Consider the following 17,229-nt stretch of genomic DNA (forward strand, 5'->3'; position numbering starts at 1 on the left):
TTTATGCCAACCAGCAGCGGATCAGTGCGTAACCGTTAGACATTTCTGCAGAAGGATCTTTGACGAAACCGCCAACCTTCTTGGAAACGCCGTCGATGAAGTCGTTGAAGAACGGAATCATCGCACCACCGTCGTCACGTACCATGCGGCCCATGTCGCTGTAGATCTGTTTACGGGTGTCACGGTTAACTTCTACACGGGCCTGAGACAACAGTTTGTCGAACTCAGGACGGCGCCAGTTGGTGTCGTTCCAGTCAGCGTCAGACTTGTAGGCAACGGAGTACATCTCGTCCTGGGTGTTACGGCCACTCCAGTAAGACAGGCAGAATGGCTGCGCATTCCAGACGTTCGACCAGTAGCCGTCAGCCGGTTCACGCTTAACTTCAACCTTGATGCCCGCTTTAGCAGCTTGCTGGCTGAACAGGATTGCCGCATCAACTGCGCCGGAGAAGGCTGCGTCAGAGGTACGCAGAACAACCGGGCCAGTGTGGCCGGACTTCTTGTAGTGGTACGCTGCTTTATCCAGATCCTGAGTACGCTGTTCGATAGACTCGTCAAACAGGTCGTAGGCTTTGTTGATTGGGAAGTCGTTACCGACAGTACCGTAGCCCTGCAGGATACGGGATACCATGTCTTCACGGTTGATGGCGTATTTCAGTGCCAGACGCAGATCCAGGTTGTCGAAAGGTGCGGTATCAGCGTGCATCAGGAATGGGTAGTGCCCCTTACCCTGAGTGTTTTCAATGGTGATGTTTGGCAGACGGGTCATCAGCTTGGCCGTTTTCGCCGCAACCTGGTTCGCCATGTGAATGCTGCCGGATTGCAGGGCAGACATACGGGCAGTCTGGTCATTCATTACACGGATTTCGACGGTATCAGCGTGGCCGACTTCGTCATTCCAGTAATCTTTGAACTTCTCGCCAACGTGACGGATGCCCGGCTCGTTAACAGTTACAACGTAAGGACCGGTACCGATACCGGCATTCGGGTCGTCGAAACCGCCGCCTGGCTGGATGGTCAGGTGGTAATCAGACATCAGGTATGGCAGGTCAGCGTTACCTTCTTTCAGTTCCAGAACAACCTGGTACTTGCCGTTGGCTTTGATGTCTACGATGTCACGCATGATACCCAGCGCGCCGGACTTGGTGTCTTCACCGGAGTGACGCTGCAGGGTTTTAACCACATCGTCGGAGTCCATTTCTTTACCGTTGTGGAACAACACACCTTTACGCAGGTTGAAGGTCCAGGTTTTGGCACCGTTTGATGGTTCCCAGGACGTCGCCAGGTAAGGAACAGGCTCACCGGTAGGGGTAATGTCTACCAGGGTTTCACCCCAGGTACGCAGGAAGCTGTATGGCACTTTTGAAGCGTTCAGTGCCGGGTCAAGTACGTCAGTTGAACTGCCGCCCTTCAGGCCGGCAATCAGATGGCCGCCTTTCTTCGGTGTTTCTGCTGCCAGAACACCCTGGCTCAGCAGTGTGGAAGCGAATGGGGCAGCAACACCTACGGCTGCTGCATGGCGCATGAATTCGCGGCGGCTCAGACGGCCTTTCGCCGCTTCAATTGCCAACTTATTTAAATCGTGTGACATGTCTACCTCTTTTTTTATTCAGTTAAGTAGCCGGTGGTCACCGGTATGCATAATCAGGTCCGCCCCCTGCCTTTTCCTGTTCCGTCTGGCCGGATGTTGCTGGCGTTCACGGAGCGGTTGGACGGTTGCTGAACCTGTTTAGCTAAAGTAATTATTCTTATCCTGAACAGCGACGTACTTGCTGTCATTTCAGGTGACCTCAATAGTGGCAAATTAACGATAGCCTAAAAAGCGAGAATTTCGGAACAAAAGCTTTAGTTTTACTAAAGAAAGCTGTCATTTTAATGTAATGTTACAGTGTTAAGTGAAAGCGTTTTTTTGGCTTAAAATTCTTTACTATCAGTATGTTAGTATTGTTAATGAAATATTACAAAAATATGGAAATTTGATTTCTGTCAAATTTTAAAAAAATAATTTTCCAGAAAATCTAATAAAATTGTTGTGCTTTCATTGTCGCGGAGAGACGCCTGAGTTACATTCTAGGCAATTAAGGGTTTGTCTGTTTCCGTTACTTATGCGGTTTTTTGCGTCCGGATACCTTCCGGTGATGTAGACAGGTTCCTCGTTATACAGATTGATTGTCGGGAGATTATTTCGCATGCAGCGACCGAAAAAACCTATGCCACCTCTGAATGCTTTGCGTGCCTTTGAGGCAGCTGCGCGGTTACAGAGTCTGACAAAGGCTTCTGAGGAGCTGTTTGTAACCCAGGGAGCGGTTAGCCAGCAGGTGAAGTTACTGGAGGAGTATCTTGGTGCGCCTCTGTTTACCCGTAAGTCACGTAAGTTGCAGCTGACGGATCTGGGACGTTCTTATTTGCCGGTACTGACGCAGGCGTTCAGTAATATGCGGGCCAGTACCCAGGAATTGTTTGATACTTCTCATCAGCCTGTTTTGCAGATTAAGTCAGGTACAACCTTTGCACAGCGCTGGCTGGTTGAGCGACTGCCGAAATTTATGGCGAAGTATCCGGAATACCGGGTGCGGCTGAAGACGTCGGTCTGGCCGAACGGTGAGAGTGTTGATGGCGTGGATTTGGAAATCTGTCATGGCTACGGTGATTTCTCCGGTTCACTGGTACAGCGGATCATTAAAGAACAGTGGCAGGTGGTGGCCAGTCCGGAGTTTATGGAAAAGTATCCGGGGAGCCATCAGTTGGAGCAACTGATCGAAATGCCGCTCATCAGTATCATGGGATATCGCGAAGGGTGGCACAGCTGGTTCGGTGAACAGGGCTTGGTAGAGCTGCAGCCGATGACCAGTTTTGAAAGCGATAACACCACGATGGCAATTGATATGGCTGAAGCCGGCGTTGGGGCGTTGCTGGGGCTGAGTGGCCATTTATATGAACCGTTACAAAGTGGCCGGCTGATTAAGGCCCATGAATACGAGATGGAAGCGGAGTGCGGCCATTATCTGGTGCTGCCTAACCGGCCGATGACCGCTAAGGTAGATAACTTCTGCCGCTGGATGCTGGAAGAGTTAGAGCAGCATCCCTGCAAAGATAATCTGGACTGGAACCTGAGTCTGTAAATTGCTGAAGCTTACATAAAAAATCCCGGCCTGAGCCGGGATTTTTGTATCTGTTAAAGGGCAGACCGCCGCTTAAACAGCTTTAAGGATTGGCTCAACGGTCCAGTCAGTTTCCACACCCATAATCTCGGCCATAGTCGGCGCGACCTGAACAGCTGTGGCGAAGTCCACTTCCATTTGCGGTACGTTCGGGCCGGAAAAAATGCAGAAGCGGTTATCTTCCGGGGTCCCCGGGCGCATACCGTGATTGGATTTGTACTTGGATGCCCCGCGAATGGTGCCTGTGCCCATCACGTCGGCTTCAAAGCTGACATATTCCCCGGCCGGGCAGGTGAACGCAATCAGCGTGTCGTGCAGGTCTGCAGGAATAAAGTCTTTCGGCATGATTTCCATGCCCTGTGCCAGGAGCTGCTCTGTGACGGTTGCGGCTTCTTCATCTGAACGTGGGGCAACGAGAAGCACACTGCCTTCGCTGGACCAGCGGCAACCTTCCGGAAGTAACAGGTCGCAGCGTACAGCGTCCGGCATGGCGGTGTGGCCGTGGTCGCTCATAATGGCGAAGTTGTATTTATCCAGCGTGCCGTTACTGCGCAGCTGGGTCATCAGTGCGCCTACCTGAGCATCAGCGGTACGCAAGGAAAGTTCTGTCTGCGGATGTTCAGTGCCGTACTGGTGCAGGTAATAGTCAGTGATACCGACTTCCAGCATGATCAGGTCCGGTGCGTCAGCGCCTGCCAGAGTTGCGGCTACCTGCATCAGTTGGTAATCCGCCAGCATGCCCAGACTCAGGGTCTGTTCACGGTCAGCAATAGGGTCAACCATGTCATCAATGTTCAGGCCCAGTTGTGACAGGCGATTGTCCGGATCGAGATCTTTACCGGTGAGGCGCCACTGTTCATTGGCCGGATGTGGCTCGTTATCACGGCCACGGCTCATGACATCATTCACCCACCATGGCTTGATGAACAGGTTGCAGTCTTCAGGGCGGACCATGCCGTAACCCACGTTAACAACGTCACCCCCTGCCTTACGGGCGAAGCCTGCCAGCGTTTCACCGCGAACATCGTATGGATTCGACCAGCGGAAAACGTCACCGTCCCAGATTTTGTTGCCATACACGCCGTGCTCTGCCGGCGGACGACCTATGATCATTGAGGTCCGGCCCGGGAAGGATGTCCCGCAGATTTCAGGCGTCAGTTCCTTTACCTGGCAGCCCTGTCTGGCCAGCGCATCCAGATGAGGGAGCTGGTCACGCATCTGTTCAAATTTACCGGCACTGATGCCATCGATCATGATGAGAATGAGTTTGTTCATAATTGTGCTTCTGGGTTCTCAAGGGTTGCACTTGTCTTATTTTCGCTAAGCATCCAGCAAAACGGTTTGGGAATAAAGTCAGAAAAGTGAATCTTTGTCATTAGAGATAATAATGTTTCCGGTTGCGCAGTATGGGCAGTTTAGCCGTAAAAGTATTCAGTTTTGTTTCAGACTGCATATTTAGCATGGTCAGCAGTAAAAAATGTGCTGCATGAAAGTCTCCCTATTTTTTGATCTGGGATGCAGTTGCAGTGCAGAGGAGTCTTTATGCAGGTGAATCAAACAGCTTCAGTTGGCCTTGGGTTACGGCAGGCCCATTATCAGGCTGTTATTGACCGGGCACCCTCGGTTGGATGGTTTGAGGTTCACAGTGAAAACTATTTCAACCCCGGTGGGCCAAACCATTATTTTCTGCAGTGTGTCCGTGACCGCTATCCGCTGTCTCTGCACGGTGTGGGATTGTCGGTGGGGTCTACTGATCCGTTAGATATGACGTATCTGGCATCCCTGAAACAGTTGATTGAGCGCTATGAACCGTTTTTGGTATCCGATCATATTTCCTGGAGCCGGCATAACGGCGAATATTTTCCTGACCTTTATCCGTTGCCTTTCACGCAAGCGGTGATAGAACATCTGGTTTCCCGTATTCAGCAGGTACAGGAATATCTGGGCCGTGCGCTGATACTGGAAAATGTTTCCAGTTATGTCACGTTTACGGATTCAGAAATGACTGAGTGGGATTTCCTCAATGAAGTAACCGCGAGAAGTGGTTGTCAGTTGTTGCTGGATGTAAATAACGTTGCGGTGAACAGTTGTAATCACGGCTTTGCGGCGGAAGATTTTATTGCCGGTATCCGTTCCGGCAGTGTGGCAGAAATTCATCTCTCCGGCGCGACCCATAAAATGATCAATCAGCAGCCTTTTATTATTGACAGTCATGATGCGGAAGTGGCGGATGGCGTGTGGGCACTGTATCGCCAGGCAACAGAGCGTTTCGGTGTGCTTCCAAGCCTTATTGAATGGGACAGTCAGATGCCTGATCTTCAGGTGCTTTTGGATCAGGCAGCGATCGCTTCGCAGATACAGGGAGGTTGTGTTCATGCTGGCTGAATTACAAAACGGTTTTATTGCAACCCTCAAGCAGCGGCAGTTAACTGACTTTGCTCCGTCGCTGGAGTCCTCAGAAGTGTCCGCTGCAGACCGGATGAATATCTATGCTAATCATCTGGGCCTTACCCTGAGAGAGTTGCTGACGGCAGCTTATCCGTTACTGGCTGAGCAATTGGGTGAGGATGAGTTTACCCGGGTGTGTGTCAGTTATTGCCGGCAGCGCCCTATGGCGAAGCCGGAGGCGTGGACGTTTGGTGAAGGTTTTGCCGAAGTGATGGTGCAGGATGAGGCCCTGAGTGAACAGCAGCCTTTGATTGATCTGGCGAGGATCGAGCGGGCTGCTCAGGAGTGCTTCTATGCGGCTGATCAGACGCCTCTGGCAGCAGATGCTTTGGCGGGCCTGGATGCAGAGGCATTGTGCAGGGTGCGGTTTTATTTGCTGCCCGGTGTGCAGCTGCTGGCGGTGGATGCTCAGGCGCTGGGCTACTGGCAGTTGGCGCACAATTCAGGATTAACTGAACAGCACGTCATACCGGGCCAGCGCGCGGAATTACTGGTTCAGCGTTTGCCCAGTGGTGAAATTGGCGTGACCGGGCTTGATCCTGCTGTCTTCCTGTTTATCCAGCTGCTGGCGGCAGGTAATGATTTTATGAGTACTTATGAAGAAGTGTTACAGCACTTCGCCGATTTCTCCGTGCAGGAGGCTTATCAGTACTGCATCACTGCAGATGTATTTTCTAATAAGTCCGGCTGAAATGATTAATTGCGGACTGAATATTCAACAGGAGTCAGGAAAATGAAAGATAAAAATAAACTTGCCTTGGCATTACTCTCTGCCGTTGCTTTGCAGGGCTGTGCCACAGTAGAAGCTCAATCTGGCAGCCAGAGCGCGGCCGCCCAGCCAGCCCCGTCGGCCAGCACAGAGACCCCGAAGGCCGTGAGCAGCAGCGGTAAAACCAAATATGAAAAATGTTACGGCATTGCTAAAGCGGGTGAAAACGGTTGTCGCTCAAATGGTCTGAGCTGTTCCGGTCATTCGACCAGTGATCGTCAGGCGAATGCCTGGATTCTGGTGCCTAAGGGGTTATGCAACAAGATTGCCGGTGGCCGTACATAAGGATTGAGCAATCAAAAAAGGGGATCGTTGATCCCCTTTTTAATGAATGTAATCAGCAGCGCCGGTTGCCCATAAACAGCATTGGAATGCCAGCTGCCAGACATATGCTGAACAGTGCCGGGTCCTGCCAGTGTGTCAGCAGTGCCCCCTGACTGAAAGTGGTTAAACCTGCGGCGATCAGTACACTTCCTGCTATCAGTAGTAGCTTGTTGTGGGGTTGCTGTTGCCTGACTGCTGCGTATAGCAGTGCAGCGGAAGCAGTCAGAGCGATCAGTTGCGCGTACTGTGCACCGTACTGCATTTGCCGGAGCAGTTCGAAGAAGGCAAACAGGCCGATCAGCCAGCGTCCCCAGGCAGGTTTTGTCCAGGTTTTTCCTAAGCTCAGCGCAACCGCGGCGGTGGCAATCAAAGGAATGCCCGCAAAGTACGCCAGGTTTTCCAGCATCTGCCGCAGCGTGAAAAGGTCTTCACTTTGCGTGCCGATTAACAGCTGGGCGGCGGCAGACAGGGCAATAAACAGACTGCTGAGAGCCAGTACCTGCTGATTAATCCCCGTTTCCTGATCAGCGGTCTGGCGATGTTGCCAGACCGCTGAGTAGCCGCCGCTGAGGGTCAGAAGTAACAGTGTTACTGAGGTCATTGTTACAGCTTGGCAAATACGCGGCCAGCCGCTTCGATTGTTGCTTCAATATCGGCTTCGCTGTGCGCTGCAGACAGGAAACCAGCTTCGAATGCAGACGGCGCCAGATAGATACCTTCTTCCAGCATGCCATGGAAGAAACGGTTGAACTTATCGGTGTCGCACTTCATCACATCAGCAAAGCAAGTGACGCTCTCCTGGTCAGTAAAGAACAGACCAAACATACCACCTACGTAGTTAGTGGTGAATGGCACGTTGTGGCGTAATGCCATGCTTTCCAGACCTTCGGCCAGCAATTCTGTTTTGGCGCTCAGGCGCTCGTGGAACCCTTCTTCCTCAAGGGCATTAAGCATGGTCAGGCCGGCGGCCATAGCAATAGGGTTACCTGACAGCGTACCTGCCTGGTATACAGGGCCCAGCGGTGCAATGTGTTCCATGATTTCACGCTTACCGCCGAATGCGCCGACTGGCAGACCACCGCCGATTACCTTGCCCATAGTGGTCAGGTCAGGGATAACGCCGTAGTACCCCTGAGCACCGGTCAGGGAAACCCGGAAACCGGTCATTACTTCGTCCAGAATCAGAACCGTGCCGTATTCATCACAGATGTCGCGAAGCCCCTGCAGGAAACCTTCAACCGGCGGGATACAGTTCATGTTACCGGCAACCGGTTCAACGATGATACAGGCGATCTGGTCACCGGCTGCTGCGAACGCTTCACGTACGTTATCAAGGTCGTTGTAAGTCAGGGTGATGGTGTGTTCAGCCAGTGCTGCCGGAACACCCGGAGAGTTAGGTTCACCCAGAGTCAGAGCGCCAGAGCCGGCTTTAACCAACAGGGAATCAGAGTGGCCGTGGTAGCAGCCTTCGAATTTAACGATTTTATCCCGGCCAGTGTAACCACGTGCCAGACGGATCGCACTCATGGTCGCTTCTGTACCGGAGTTCACCATGCGGACCAGGTCCATGCCCGGCATCATCTCGCAGACTTTATCGGCCATATCAATTTCGATTGCAGTCGGTGCACCGAAGCCCAGACCGCTGTCGATCATGCTACGTACGGCATTCAGAACGTCCGGATTGGCGTGGCCGAGAATCATTGGGCCCCAGGAGCCTACGTAGTCGATATATTGTTTGTCGTCTTCATCAAACAGGTAAGCACCTTCACCACGTTTGAAGAAGATTGGCGTGCCACCGACACCTTTAAATGCGCGTACCGGAGAGTTTACACCGCCCGGGATGTGGTTCTGGGCAGCCTGAAACAGGGATTCTGAACGTGACATATCGGTTTCTCTATGCAGATGCCTTTTAAGATAAGGCCTGTTAAATATGAAATTTTCCTTGCGCTGTGAATTCATCACGGCGCGGATTCTGTTTGTTTGCGACGGTAAAGCGGAACAGGGCTGTTTTAGCGAAACAGCTGCTGAAAGCTTTCTGCCCGGGCGGTGATGTTTTCTGCGCTGAATAAGCTGTTTACCACAGCCAGCATGTCCGCTCCGGCGTCGATGATCTGATGTGCATTATCCACAGTAATACCGCCTATCGCTACTACCGGAACAGGGAGGTTTTGCTTTGCGTCATGAAGCAGGTGCATTGGCGCTGGTTTCGCATCCGGTTTTGTCTGTGATGCAAAGAAGGCGCCGAAGGCGACGTAGTCTGCATCGCAGGCACAGGCCTGTTTGGCCAGCTCCAGGCTGTCGTGGCAGGTAATGCCGATAATAGCATCGGGGCCCAGTTCTTCACGGGCGCTTTGGTGATTGCCGTCTCCCTGCCCAAGGTGTACGCCGTCTGCAGAAATGGCTTTTGCCAGTTCGATATCGTCGTTGATCAGTAACAGGCTGTTGTAGCGGTGGCACAGCTTCAGAAGCGCAGAAGCCTGCTGGTGTCGTCGTTCAGTGTCAGTTGACTTATCCCGGTACTGGATAATGCTGCAGCCACCCTGTAATGCCGCTTCAACCTGAGAGAGCATGCTTTCCAGATCGGGCATCAGTTTGCTGTCGGTGATGCCGTAAAGTCCGTGCAGACGGGGATCTTGGGAGCGGGTATTCATTGCTTGTCCTGTTAATGAGTGATTCTTGGCCGGAGCGGGGGTAAATCATACTTCAGTTCAGCGTTGATGTTCAGCCGTCGAAACGGCTAAACATCATTATAAGGGCTGAGGTTATAGTTAGAAGATGGCTCAGTTGTGTAACTTCTGAGTATAAAGATGCTCGATCTGGTCACGGGTGATGATGCCGGCGATTTGCTGATTCAGGTGGCAGACATAGAGCGCATCCAGTTGATCGTGATTCATTTTATCCAGAGCGTCCTTCAGGCTTGCTTTGATACTCAGTGGTGCGACGTCCCGTCGAAGTGCAGGTATCTCCATCAGATCTATATCATGCTCTGCGTCTTCCGGGTGCTCGCTGATAAAGGTTTCCAGGTCGGCGGGCAGGAGAATGCTGTCCGGTTCTTTATTGCTGAGCAGCAGCCATTGTGACTCTTGCTGTAAAGCATGTTTGGCTGCTGTCAGGTTGCAATTGAATGATAGCTGGACGGTGCTTTGCAGCATGCTGGCGACACCAATTCGGGAGAGTGCCTGGCTGAGGGGCTCATGCCGGTAATCCAGTCCCTGGTTTTGCAGTGTAGCGAGAAATATAGACGGCAGTTTGAACACATAACGGACAGTGGTGCTGGCCACAACAATGGCCAGCATACCGGGAAATATAATGTTGGGGTTGGCCGTCAGTTCCAGTAACGCAATCAGAGCTGCTAACGGGGCGTTCAGTACGGCTCCCATCATAGCACCCATGCCGAGCATCGCGTACAGACCTACCTCCGAATGTTCCGGCCCGGCCATGCCGGCGGTAAGCAGTGCAAAGGCAGCACCGGTCAGTGCGCCGATATAAAAAGTCGGACCGATCAGACCGCCGGGGATTCCCAGCCCCAACACAACCGGAGTCAGTAAGCACTTAGCAACCAGCATGCCTATCAGGAGAGATAAGGTGAAGTTGCCCTGCAGTGACTCGCTGATGGTGTCATAGCCGATCCCCATGACTTGTGGATAGAACAGCGCCGCAATGCCTGTGAGCAGGCCGGCTAGCAGTAAGCGGTAAGTCATTGGCCACTTTGCACTTTTCTGGCTGTATAACATCAGGCGCATAAAGCCTGCGGCTATCAGTGCGATGACAAAGCCCAGCAAAATCACCAGCGGGATTTCATTCAGCGACTGAATTTGCAGAGCCGGTATATCAAAGTCGGCATCGTGCCCATATACCGACTGTACCAGCAGGGCAGCGGTTACTGATGCCACCAGTACCGGAGTGAAACCGATGACGGTGTATTCCAGCAGAATCACTTCCATCGCAAATATAACCCCTGCCAAAGGGGTGTTAAATGCGGCGGAAATCGCGGCGGCAACGCCACAGCCTACCAGTAAACGCAGAGAATTATTCGGCAGGTGCAGTACCTGCCCCAGCAGACTGCTGCAGGCGGCACCTAAATGCGCCGCAGGTCCTTCCCGGCCCACGGAATGTCCGCTGAGAATAGCGACCGCGGCTGAAACAAACTGTAGCCACATATTCTTCGCTGGAAGGTGCCCCTGATGATAGGTCAGACGTTCCATAACATGCACGATGCCGACTTTTCGGGTAGCCGGCGCCAGTCTGTAAAAAATAGCCGCGAGCACAATTGAACCGATAATGGGCAGTGCGAAGTGCATCCAGCGGGGCAGGTCTTCAAAATTTTCAGTGTCTCCACCCGGCAGCCATTCTGATAATGGCAGTTCAATGACCAGGCGAAACGCCAGAATCAGTAAGCCGGTTACCAGCCCGGAGAAGATCCCCAAAAGGACAAGTTGAGGGAGGGCTTCAGCATGAGCCAGACGGTGACGAAAATGTTCGAAGGAAAAAATGTTTTTCAGCATTCTGCGATAGTAAAGGTCAGCGAGGATTTGTATCATGTAACACTGTATCAAACCGTGACGTGTATTGTGAGGCTAAAGTGGTAAAAGTAGGTATTGTCGGCGGCACCGGTTACACCGGTGTAGAGTTGCTCAGGTTATTGGCGAACCATTCTCAGGCGAAGGTTGAGGTAATTACTTCCCGATCTGAAGAAGGTGTACGCATTGACGATATGTACCCGAACCTGCGTGGGCACTATGACCTGCGATTCACTGTGCCTGATGTGTCCACTTTGAGTCAGTGTGATGTGGTATTTTTTGCCACCCCACACGGTGTAGCGATGAAAATGGCGCCGGAGCTGGTGGCAAACGGCGTTAAAGTTATCGACCTGGGGGCAGACTTCCGGATTAAAGATCTGGAGTTGTGGTCTCAGTGGTACGGTATGGAACATACGTCTCCTGATGCAGCGGCGATGGCAGTCTATGGCCTGCCTGAAATAAACCGTGAAGCGATTAAGTCTGCACAGCTGATTGCCTGTCCGGGATGCTACCCAACGGCTGCTCAGCTGGGCTTCCTGCCGTTGATTGAGAATAATCTGATTGATCACCGCCGTCTGATTGCTGACTGTAAATCCGGTGTCAGCGGTGCTGGCCGTGGTGCAAATGTTGGCGCCCTGTTGTGTGAAACCAGTGAAAGCATGAAGGCTTATGGGGTTTCCGGACACCGTCACCTGCCGGAAATTAAGCAGGGGCTGAGCGAAGCAGCTGGCCGCCCTGTCGGTCTGACTTTTGTGCCTCATCTGACACCAATGATCCGCGGCATTCATGCAACCCTCTACGGAGCACTGAAAGATCCTGTTGATGGCTTGCAGGAACTGTTTGAAGAGCGTTATGCCAATGAGCCGTTTGTGGATGTGATGCCTGCCGGAAGCCACCCGGAAACACGCAGTGTGAAAGGTGCCAATATCTGCCGGATCAGTGTTTTCCGTCCGCAAAACGATGACACTGTGGTGGTTCTGTCTGCAATTGATAACCTGGTAAAAGGTGCGGCAGGTCAGGCCATTCAGAATATGAACATCATGTGCGGTATTGCAGAAGACGAAGGTCTGCGTGCTGTCGGAATGATGCCATAATAAAAGACAGGATTATGCCAGCAGTGACGGGGTCGGGGAAAATACTTGACCTCTTTACTGGGTTAAGCGGATAATGCCGTCCAGATTAACAGGGTCTTGAGCCAGACCTGTGAAAGAATGTAAGTGGGGTAGCTATGTCAGAATCAACGTATCAGGAACCAACAATGGCTTTCACTGATTCGGCTGCAGCTAAGGTGAAGAGCCTTATTCAGGAAGAGCAGAACGACGACCTGAAACTGCGTGTATATATTACCGGTGGCGGTTGTGCCGGATTCTCCTATGGTTTTACCTTTGATGATGCAATGGCTGAAGACGACACCGCGATTGAAAACGATGGCGTGACCATGGTTGTAGATCCGATGAGTTTCCAGTATCTGGCGGGCGCTGAAGTGGATTATAAGGAAGGCCTGGCTGGTTCGCAGTTTGTGATTAACAATCCAAATGCAACAACCACCTGTGGCTGCGGGTCATCTTTCTCTATCTGATCCGCAATTTACTTAAAAAAACCGCGACTTGTTCGCGGTTTTTTTATGCCTGAATGAAGGTGCAGGTTAAGCGGGATAAATGGCACCCAGTGTTCGAAAGCCGGATGCACCGGTAACAGTAGGCATATTTCCTGGCAGGTTATCCAGCGTTTGTTTCGCAAGCCAGGCAAAGGCGACTGCTTCAACCCAGTCGGGATGTAAATCCAGTGCCGCAGTTGTTGCTACGGTGTAGCCCGGCAGAAGTGTCTGAATTCGCTGCTGCAGGTATTTGTTGTGGCTGCCGCCACCGCACAGGTAGACTTCTGCCGAATCCAGTTGATGCGACTTGATGGCCATCGCAATGCTGGTGGCTGTAAGCTCTGCCAGCGTTGTCTGCACATCAGTATTGTTAGGTGCCTGGTCGAGCAAGACCAGCATGCGCTGGATCCAGATCAGGTTAAACTGCTCGCGTCCGGTGCTTTTCGGGGCCGGTTCATGGAAAAACGGCAGTGACAGCATTTGTTCCAGTAGCTGGGGTATCACGCTTCCCTGTGCTGCCCAGTCACCGTCTTTGTCATGACTCAGCTGCTGATGTTCATTAATCCAGCTGTCCATTAATACGTTGCCGGGGCCGGTATCGTAACCCAGTACCTCTGCATCTGCGTTGGCAGGTAAGACTGTCAGGTTAGCCATGCCGCCGATATTCACAATAACCCGGTTGGTCTCAGTGCTGCGGAACAGGGCGTTATGAAAGGCCGGTACCAGTGGCGCACCCTGTCCGCCAGCGGCCATATCCCGGCGGCGAAAATCAGCAACGGTCATGATGCCGGTGTGTTCAGCGATGGTGTTGGGGTCACCGCTTTGCAGAGTGAAGTTATGCTCAGGGCGATGGCGGATAGTCTGGCCATGGCTGCCAATGGCTTGGATATCAGCACTGCTCAGGCTGCATTTGGCGAGCAGATTATTGCTGGCATCGGCAAAGGCTTTACCGAGTTCTAAATCAAGCATGCCAAGCCGGTCAATTTCATTATCGCCCGGAGCCAGTAATCCGCGAATGCGTTGATTAAGGGATTCAGGGAGTGCTTCACTATGGGTTTCGATCAGTTGGAAGTGCGGTTCAAAACGCACAGCAACTGCATCAATTCCATCCAGGCTGGTGCCGGACATTAAACCAATATAAACGGATGCCGGCATCATTAATCCCTGAAAATGTGAGTCTGTGTTCAGTTGGCGGTCGAAGCCAACTGGGTAGCTTTGTAGGTTTCCAGCTTGGCAATCACATCTGCTGAAACCTCATCGAACAGTTTACGCTCAGATTTAGGTACAGGATTGGCCTGTGGCAGCTTCACTGTCTGAGAGTTTTTGTGTACGCCATTAACGCGGAATTCATAGTGCAGGTGCGGACCGGAAGACAGACCGGTAGAACCTACATAGCCAATAATTTGTCCCTGCTTAACACGGCTGCCTACTTTTTGTCCTTTTTTGAATTTGGACATGTGAGCGTACAGCGTGGTGATGTTGCCACCGTGCTGGACAATGATGGTATTACCGTAACCGCCTTTTTTACCGCGCCAGATAATTTTGCCATCGCCGGATGTCTTGATCGGAGTACCGGTCCGCGCCGCGTAATCAGTCCCTCGGTGAGGGCGGGTGGTTTTAAGTACCGGATGCTTTCGTTTCAGGTTAAACCGGGAACTGATACGGGCAAAGTCGATTGGCGTACGCAAAAAGGCTTTACGCATGCTTTTGCCGTCAGGTGTGTAATAGCTGCTTTTGCCCTTGCTGTCGGTAAAGCGCAAAGCGGTAAAGGTGTCGCCACGGTTAGTGAACTGAGCGGAAAGAATATTACCTTCACCGATCATCTTACCGTCGAGAAACTTTTCTTCATAAACAATACTGAATGAATCACCTTTACGGATATCCAGAGCAAAATCGATATCCCAGCCGAAAATGGCGGCCAGTTCCATGATCATCCGGTTGGACAGGCCAGCCTGCTGGGCATCAAGGAACAGTGAATTGTTAATTGTGCCGGTCACGAAGCGCTGCAGGGTTTCAGGCTTACGTGTTACTTCTTCCAGTACATAGCCGTCTTCAGTTTTCGTGATAACGGCTGTGTCCAGCTGGCTTTTGATATGGCGTAACTGAACCAGCTGATCATCTTTAATCAGGAAGCTCAGAGTCTGACCTGGATAAATGCGTGAAAGTGCTTTGCTTTCTTTGACTGCATTGGTAACACGGTAAACATCAGTCGCTGTCAGGCCTGCTTTAATAAAGATGCCGGAAAGGCTGTCGCCATTGCTGACTTTAAAATCCTGCCATTCATCTTCAAGGGGGACTGCTTCAACAACCATGCGTTCTGGCTGAGGGGCTTCTGTTTCTTTCTTATCTGAACCGGCAGCAGGGGGCTTTGCTGCGGTTTCGGCGAGGGCCAGTTGTAATTCGGTCTGGGCAGTCGTTACCGCGATATCGTTCTCTTCGAGAATATCGGTAACAGTGCTGGCGGTATCTTCATTGATAGTAACCGGCAAAGTCTGCGTTTGTTGAGCATTGCTTTCAGGTAAAAAAATAAGAGTGGTGCCGATTACCAATGTACAAATGGCAACAGCAGCCAGATGTGTCGTCGGAAAAAACTTAGCAATGTGCCGAACTGTACCCAAAGTCCTGTGCTCCCCTTATATAACGCAGTCTGCCGGTAGTATATCCAATGAAATGCCCGTTGGCTAAACCTGGGATTCCATATTGGTGAAAAAGTTCTTTATTTCACCGTTTTATCGTGTTTTTGGCGAATAAATAGCCGGATTTAAGTTGTCTGCAACAAAAGCTGAGGTAAAATAGCCGCCCTAAATTTTATCTAATGCAACCGGAAGAAAGCGGCAATGACAGAAAAAACGTTGTTACAGGACCTGAATGCGCGTGGCCTAATCGCGCAGATGACCAGTGAAGAAGAGCTGGAAAAACACCTGGCAGAAGGTTCTGTTACGCTTTATTGTGGCTTCGATCCGACTGCAGACAGCCTGCATATTGGCAGCCTGGTACCGTTATTGGCGCTGAAGCGTTTTCAGCAGGCAGGTCATAAACCGTTAGCGCTGGTAGGCGGTGCAACCGGTTTGATCGGTGATCCGAGCTTTAAGGCTCAGGAACGTAAGCTTAATGATGATCAGACCGTCGGTAACTGGGTAGAAAAACTGAAAGCTCAGGTCAGCCAGTTTGTTGATTTTGATGCTGCAGAAAATCCAGCCGAAGTTGTAAACAACCTGGACTGGACTAAAGATATGGACATCCTGACATTCCTGCGGGATGTCGGTAAGCATTTCTCCGTTAACCAGATGATTGCCAAAGAGTCTGTTAAACAGCGGATTGACCGTGAAGGTGAAGGTATTTCCTTTACTGAGTTCACTTACATGATTCTGCAGTCCTATGACTTCCAGCAGTTAAATAAGTCGCACAACTGTACATTGCAGATTGGTGGTTCAGACCAGTGGGGTAATATCACCGGTGGTACCGAACTGACGCGCCGGATGAACGGTAATAAAGCTTACGGTCTGACACTGCCGCTGATTACCAAGTCAGACGGAACCAAGTTCGGTAAGACTGAAAGTGGCACTATCTGGCTGTCTGCTAACAAAACATCCCCGTATGCGTTCTACCAGTTCTGGCTGCAAACAGCTGATGCTGATGTTTACCGCTTCCTGAAATACTTCACGTTCCTGTCTATTGAAGAGATTGAGCGTATTGAAGCAGAAGATGCGGCCGCTCAGGGCCGTCCACAGGCACAGGGTATTCTGGCGGAAGAAGTCACCCGTCTGGTTCACGGCGAAGCAGGCCTAACTGCTGCTAAGCGTATTACGGATGCGCTGTTCAGTGGTGATCTGTCTGACCTGAGTGCTAATGATCTGGAACAGTTGGCTCAGGATGGCATGCCGTCCAGTTCTTTTGAGGAAATGATGGCTGCGGACAATACTGTATTTGAACAGCCACTGACTCAGATACTGTCGCAGGCTGATATGGGCAACGGTAAGCAGATTAAAGATGCACTGCAACGTAATGCGGTATTGGTAAACGGTGAAGGTCTGGGGATGGATGCGAATATGAATGCAGCAGAAATCTTCAGTCAGGCTAATGCGATGCATGGCAAGTTCTTTATGGTTAAGGTTGGTAAGAAAAAGCACCACCTGTTTTACTACTGATCTGAACAAAACCATCAGTAAGTAATATGAGAAAACGCAGCCGAAGGCTGCGTTTTTTATGTCTGTTATATAGCTGTATAAAGTAGCGTCGCAAGTGTGGTTGTTGCAGCGCAAAAACTAATTTCAGCTTTCTTTAAAAAGCCTGTTGACTCTTCGGTCAGCGTGCCTATAATACGCCCCCACATTGAGACGCAGGGCCGCGGCAACGCAGCAAAATGCACTTGATGAGAGTCAGAATAACCCGCTGAAAAACAACTTGTTT

General features: G+C 51.3%; 16 protein-coding genes. 7 read left to right on the forward strand and 9 right to left on the reverse strand.

What is annotated here, in order from left to right:
- Position 1: 1 nt before the first annotated feature.
- Complete coding sequence (locus JYB63_RS18665) at positions 2-1,591, reverse strand: ABC transporter substrate-binding protein (RefSeq protein WP_205659429.1); 1,590 nt, start codon at positions 1,589-1,591, stop codon at positions 2-4.
- Positions 1,592-2,189: 598 nt separating this feature from the next.
- Between JYB63_RS18665 and JYB63_RS18670 the strand changes: the two genes are divergently transcribed.
- Positions 2,190-3,122 carry a LysR substrate-binding domain-containing protein gene (locus tag JYB63_RS18670; protein WP_205659430.1) on the forward strand — a complete coding sequence of 311 codons (933 nt, stop codon included), beginning with the start codon at positions 2,190-2,192 and terminating at the stop codon, positions 3,120-3,122.
- Between the two features lie 72 nt (positions 3,123-3,194).
- On the opposite strand, the gene JYB63_RS18675 is transcribed toward JYB63_RS18670, so the two are convergent.
- On the reverse strand, positions 3,195-4,436 hold the full coding sequence (locus tag JYB63_RS18675) for an alkaline phosphatase family protein (protein ID WP_205659431.1): 1,242 nt from the start codon (positions 4,434-4,436) through the stop codon (positions 3,195-3,197).
- Positions 4,437-4,703: 267 nt separating this feature from the next.
- Between JYB63_RS18675 and bufB the strand changes: the two genes are divergently transcribed.
- The 3 genes from bufB to JYB63_RS18690 are packed head-to-tail and all read left to right on the forward strand — an operon-like array spanning position 4,704 to position 6,663.
- Positions 4,704-5,546, forward strand: coding sequence for an MNIO family bufferin maturase (bufB, locus tag JYB63_RS18680; protein WP_205659432.1), 843 nt, complete (start codon positions 4,704-4,706; stop codon positions 5,544-5,546).
- Complete coding sequence (locus tag JYB63_RS18685; RefSeq protein WP_205659433.1) at positions 5,536-6,300, forward strand: HvfC/BufC N-terminal domain-containing protein; 765 nt, start codon at positions 5,536-5,538, stop codon at positions 6,298-6,300. The genes bufB and JYB63_RS18685 overlap by 11 nt, the downstream gene beginning before the upstream one ends.
- Before the next feature lie 42 nt (positions 6,301-6,342).
- Entirely contained in the window at positions 6,343-6,663 is a 321-nt protein-coding gene (locus tag JYB63_RS18690) for a BufA1 family periplasmic bufferin-type metallophore (RefSeq protein WP_205659434.1), read from the forward strand.
- Between the two features lie 52 nt (positions 6,664-6,715).
- On the opposite strand, the gene JYB63_RS18695 is transcribed toward JYB63_RS18690, so the two are convergent.
- The 4 genes from JYB63_RS18695 to JYB63_RS18710 form a co-directional block, all read right to left on the reverse strand.
- Positions 6,716-7,303, reverse strand: a complete 588-nt coding sequence (locus JYB63_RS18695) for a hypothetical protein (RefSeq protein ID WP_205659435.1) — start codon at positions 7,301-7,303, stop codon at positions 6,716-6,718.
- Positions 7,304-7,305: 2 nt separating this feature from the next.
- On the reverse strand, positions 7,306-8,586 hold the full coding sequence (gene hemL, locus JYB63_RS18700) for a glutamate-1-semialdehyde 2,1-aminomutase (RefSeq protein WP_205659436.1): 1,281 nt from the start codon (positions 8,584-8,586) through the stop codon (positions 7,306-7,308).
- 125 nt (positions 8,587-8,711) lie between these two features.
- Positions 8,712-9,353 (reverse strand): thiamine phosphate synthase, encoded by a 642-nt coding sequence (gene thiE / locus JYB63_RS18705; protein ID WP_205659437.1) that lies wholly within the window; start codon positions 9,351-9,353, stop codon positions 8,712-8,714.
- A gap of 129 nt (positions 9,354-9,482) precedes the next feature.
- On the reverse strand, positions 9,483-11,243 hold the full coding sequence (locus JYB63_RS18710; protein WP_243432064.1) for a chloride channel protein: 1,761 nt from the start codon (positions 11,241-11,243) through the stop codon (positions 9,483-9,485).
- A gap of 41 nt (positions 11,244-11,284) precedes the next feature.
- On the opposite strand from JYB63_RS18710, the gene argC reads away from it, so the two are divergent.
- Both argC and erpA read left to right on the forward strand, forming a co-directional pair.
- The gene (gene argC / locus JYB63_RS18715; RefSeq protein WP_205659438.1) at positions 11,285-12,316 is read left to right on the forward strand and encodes an N-acetyl-gamma-glutamyl-phosphate reductase; all 1,032 of its coding nucleotides are present in this window, start codon (positions 11,285-11,287) and stop codon (positions 12,314-12,316) included.
- A gap of 134 nt (positions 12,317-12,450) precedes the next feature.
- On the forward strand, positions 12,451-12,801 hold the full coding sequence (erpA, locus tag JYB63_RS18720) for an iron-sulfur cluster insertion protein ErpA (protein ID WP_205659439.1): 351 nt from the start codon (positions 12,451-12,453) through the stop codon (positions 12,799-12,801).
- 66 nt (positions 12,802-12,867) lie between these two features.
- Here the strand turns inward: erpA and JYB63_RS18725 are convergent, their stop codons facing one another.
- Both JYB63_RS18725 and JYB63_RS18730 read right to left on the reverse strand, forming a co-directional pair.
- Entirely contained in the window at positions 12,868-13,977 is a 1,110-nt protein-coding gene (locus JYB63_RS18725; RefSeq protein ID WP_315982461.1) for an anhydro-N-acetylmuramic acid kinase, read from the reverse strand.
- A gap of 26 nt (positions 13,978-14,003) precedes the next feature.
- Positions 14,004-15,437, reverse strand: coding sequence for an OapA family protein (locus JYB63_RS18730; protein WP_205659440.1), 1,434 nt, complete (start codon positions 15,435-15,437; stop codon positions 14,004-14,006).
- A 219-nt stretch (positions 15,438-15,656) separates the two neighbouring features.
- Between JYB63_RS18730 and tyrS the strand changes: the two genes are divergently transcribed.
- Complete coding sequence (gene tyrS / locus JYB63_RS18735; protein ID WP_205659441.1) at positions 15,657-16,967, forward strand: tyrosine--tRNA ligase; 1,311 nt, start codon at positions 15,657-15,659, stop codon at positions 16,965-16,967.
- A 65-nt stretch (positions 16,968-17,032) separates the two neighbouring features.
- On the opposite strand, the gene JYB63_RS18740 is transcribed toward tyrS, so the two are convergent.
- A partial coding sequence (locus tag JYB63_RS18740; protein ID WP_205659442.1) for a hypothetical protein occupies positions 17,033-17,229 on the reverse strand: 197 nt, incomplete at its 5' end.

It is taken from the genome of Aliamphritea spongicola (assembly GCF_017051665.1).
Lineage (GTDB): Bacteria > Pseudomonadota > Gammaproteobacteria > Pseudomonadales > Balneatricaceae > Amphritea > Amphritea spongicola.

Coding starts and splice junctions, on each gene's coding strand:
- JYB63_RS18670 (WP_205659430.1), top strand. CDS start 2,190: ATGCAGCGACCGAAAAAACCTATGCCACCTCTGAATGCTTTGCGTGCC.
- bufB (WP_205659432.1), top strand. CDS start 4,704: ATGCAGGTGAATCAAACAGCTTCAGTTGGCCTTGGGTTACGGCAGGCC.
- hemL (WP_205659436.1), bottom strand. CDS start 8,586: ATGTCACGTTCAGAATCCCTGTTTCAGGCTGCCCAGAACCACATCCCG.
- JYB63_RS18675 (WP_205659431.1), bottom strand. CDS start 4,436: ATGAACAAACTCATTCTCATCATGATCGATGGCATCAGTGCCGGTAAA.
- JYB63_RS18695 (WP_205659435.1), bottom strand. CDS start 7,303: ATGACCTCAGTAACACTGTTACTTCTGACCCTCAGCGGCGGCTACTCA.
- JYB63_RS18725 (WP_315982461.1), bottom strand. CDS start 13,977: ATGATGCCGGCATCCGTTTATATTGGTTTAATGTCCGGCACCAGCCTG.
- erpA (WP_205659439.1), top strand. CDS start 12,451: ATGTCAGAATCAACGTATCAGGAACCAACAATGGCTTTCACTGATTCG.
- JYB63_RS18685 (WP_205659433.1), top strand. CDS start 5,536: ATGCTGGCTGAATTACAAAACGGTTTTATTGCAACCCTCAAGCAGCGG.
- JYB63_RS18710 (WP_243432064.1), bottom strand. CDS start 11,243: ATGATACAAATCCTCGCTGACCTTTACTATCGCAGAATGCTGAAAAAC.
- thiE (WP_205659437.1), bottom strand. CDS start 9,353: ATGAATACCCGCTCCCAAGATCCCCGTCTGCACGGACTTTACGGCATC.
- JYB63_RS18665 (WP_205659429.1), bottom strand. CDS start 1,591: ATGTCACACGATTTAAATAAGTTGGCAATTGAAGCGGCGAAAGGCCGT.
- JYB63_RS18690 (WP_205659434.1), top strand. CDS start 6,343: ATGAAAGATAAAAATAAACTTGCCTTGGCATTACTCTCTGCCGTTGCT.
- tyrS (WP_205659441.1), top strand. CDS start 15,657: ATGACAGAAAAAACGTTGTTACAGGACCTGAATGCGCGTGGCCTAATC.